This is a genomic window from Candidatus Angelobacter sp. (genome assembly GCA_035607015.1).
Lineage (GTDB): Bacteria > Verrucomicrobiota > Verrucomicrobiia > Limisphaerales > AV2 > AV2.
The window spans coordinates 1-2,293 of record DATNDF010000385.1 but is presented as its reverse complement, the minus strand read 5'-3'; the positions used below and the strand labels follow the sequence as shown (position 1 = coordinate 2,293).

3 protein-coding genes are annotated in these 2,293 nt (G+C 57.6%); 2 read left to right on the top strand and 1 reads right to left on the bottom strand.

From position 1 onward, the window contains the following. Both VN887_15455 and VN887_15450 read left to right on the top strand, forming a co-directional pair. A partial coding sequence (locus tag VN887_15455; protein HXT41401.1) for a membrane dipeptidase occupies positions 1-430 on the top strand: 430 nt, incomplete at its 5' end. Positions 431-537: 107 nt separating this feature from the next. Further along, a complete protein-coding gene (locus VN887_15450) occupies positions 538-1,539 on the top strand; it encodes a carbohydrate-binding family 9-like protein (protein HXT41400.1) in 1,002 nt (333 codons plus the stop codon). A gap of 9 nt (positions 1,540-1,548) precedes the next feature. Here VN887_15450 and VN887_15445 read toward each other — a convergent pair whose 3' ends face one another. Then, complete coding sequence (locus tag VN887_15445; GenBank protein ID HXT41399.1) at positions 1,549-2,124, bottom strand: GNAT family N-acetyltransferase; 576 nt, start codon at positions 2,122-2,124, stop codon at positions 1,549-1,551. Positions 2,125-2,293: the final 169 nt, after the last annotated feature.

Here is a 2,293-nt window from a genome sequence, read left to right as displayed (position 1 = left end):
CAAAGGCCCGATCTGGGCGAGCCATCAAAATTGCCGCTCGCTCGTGCCGCACAATCGTCAATTCAGTGACGAACAGATCAAAGCGCTGGTCAAACGCGGTGCGGTGATTGGCGTGGCGCTCGACGCATGGATGCTGGCGTTGGGCTGGGTTCGCGGCAAGACCACGCCGGAAAGCGCCGGGGTAAAGCTCGAACGAATCGTGGACCACATCGACCACGTCTGTCAGATCGCCGGCAACGCGCGGCATTCGGGAATCGGCTCGGACCTCGACGGCGCGTTTGGCCGGGAACAGACACCGTCCGACTTGAACACCATCGCCGACCTGCAACGCGTTCCCAATTTACTTCTCGATCGCGGCTACAAATCGACGGATGTTGAATTGATCGCCAGCGGTAATTTCGTTCGTTTCCTGCGGGAGGCATGGCATTGAAACCTTTCACCCAAGTGCGCCGCTTCGTTTTGAGTTTAATGATTGTGTCCGGTCTTGCAAACGCAACCTCCCTCATCGGGGCTGACTTCGCGGGCGATTGGGCGCGCATGAAGCCGATCGTGCCGCAGGGCTACGTTTGCTACCACACGACGGGTTCGATCATGATGGACGGGCGGTTGGATGAACCAGATTGGAAGAAAGCACCGTGGACGCATGATTTCGCGGATATTGAAGGTGACAGGAAACCGAAGCCGCGTTTTCGCACGCGCGCCAAAATGCTTTGGGACGATCAATACTTCTACGTCGCCACCGAACTGAAGGAGCCGCATGTCTGGGCCACGCTCACCAACCACGACGCCGTGATTTTCAACGACAACGATTTCGAGGTGTTCATCGACCCGGACGGCGACAGCCACGAGTACTACGAATTCGAGATGAACGCGCTCAACACCGGCTGGGACCTCCTGCTGAAAAAGCCGTACAAGGACGGCGGCCCGGCGTTGAACGAATGGGAGATTCCCGGGCTCAAGACAGCCGTACATGTCAATGGGACGCTCAATAATCCCGCGGATCGCGATAAAGGCTGGTCGATGGAAATCGCATTTCCATGGAAGGCACTCGCCGAATACGCGCATCGTCGGACGCCACCAGACGAAGGCGACCAATGGCGAGTCGATTTCTCGCGCGTGGAATGGCAGATCAACATCGTGAACGGAAAATATGAAAAGGTGCCGGGCACGCGGGAAGATAATTGGGTCTGGTCGCCGCAGGGAATTATCGACATGCACCGTCCGGAGAAGTGGGGCTACGTGCAATTCACGAGAAAGAAATTCGGCAAAGCAAAGTTCGTGACTGACCCTGCTATGAAAGTGCGCAACGCGCTTCAGGAGATTTATTACGCGCAGCGGGATTACGAGGCGAAGAACCATCGCTGGGCGACGACACTGGATGAACTGAGATTGTCCATTGACGCTGGCAGGGGATTAACCAAAGCGCCAACGCTACAAATGGCGAAGGACGGTTTTGAAGCGACGGCGGAAGTCAAACTGCCGGATGGTCGCATCGAGCGCTGGCACATCCGCCAGGATGCGCGCGTGTGGAAGGAATAGATTTTTTACCTATCGACGACGGGGTTGAGCGACGGGTTGCAGACTTTTCGTCATCCGCACCACTGGCAGACTCAACCCTCCACTCATTGGAACCTCGTATCGCTGAACCTCCGTGTATCCAAACGCCGCGTAAAGCGGCTCACCGGCCAGCGTCGCCACCAGATCAATCGTGCGGAAGCGCGCCTCGCGTATCGCTTGCTCGCAGGCAATGAGCAGGCAGCGCCCGATACCCTGACGCGCCCAGGCCGGATGCACGAAGAACGCACGGATGCGTGCCGAATCATGCTCCGGGTCAAGCTCAGCGTCTGGTTCAACTCTCCCGTGGTCACTGCCGAAGAGCGAACGGCGTTTGCTCCATCCGCCGCAGCCGATAATCTGACGATCATGTTCCACGACAAAGTAAGTGTCGTCTTGGATGAGCTGGCGATCAACACCAAAGACCGGCCCCAGGGCCGCCTCCATTTGTGCCGCCGAGTAGTACGCCGACTGCAACGCTCGCACCGACAGCGGTATGAGCTGTTCCAACGCAGGAATGTCATCCTCGCGCGCGAGGCGTAGTGTCCAGTTCATCGGCGTCGTTTGCACTGAAGGTCCACGTAGTGGTTTTAGCGACCAAGGATATTTGTGAGCAAATCAATACCGGTCGATTCAAATCGCGGTCCCGCAGGTCGAGTCCGAATTTCGTTCGCCCTTGCCCTGCCGCAACACGCTTCTATAATGCGCCGGTGCTCGACATCAAACTGATCCGCGACCG

What these genes read in the sequence shown, in the direction of transcription:
- VN887_15450 (HXT41400.1), top strand. Translation starts at nt 538, where the DNA reads ATGAAGCCGATCGTGCCGCAGGGCTACGTTTGCTACCACACGACGGGT.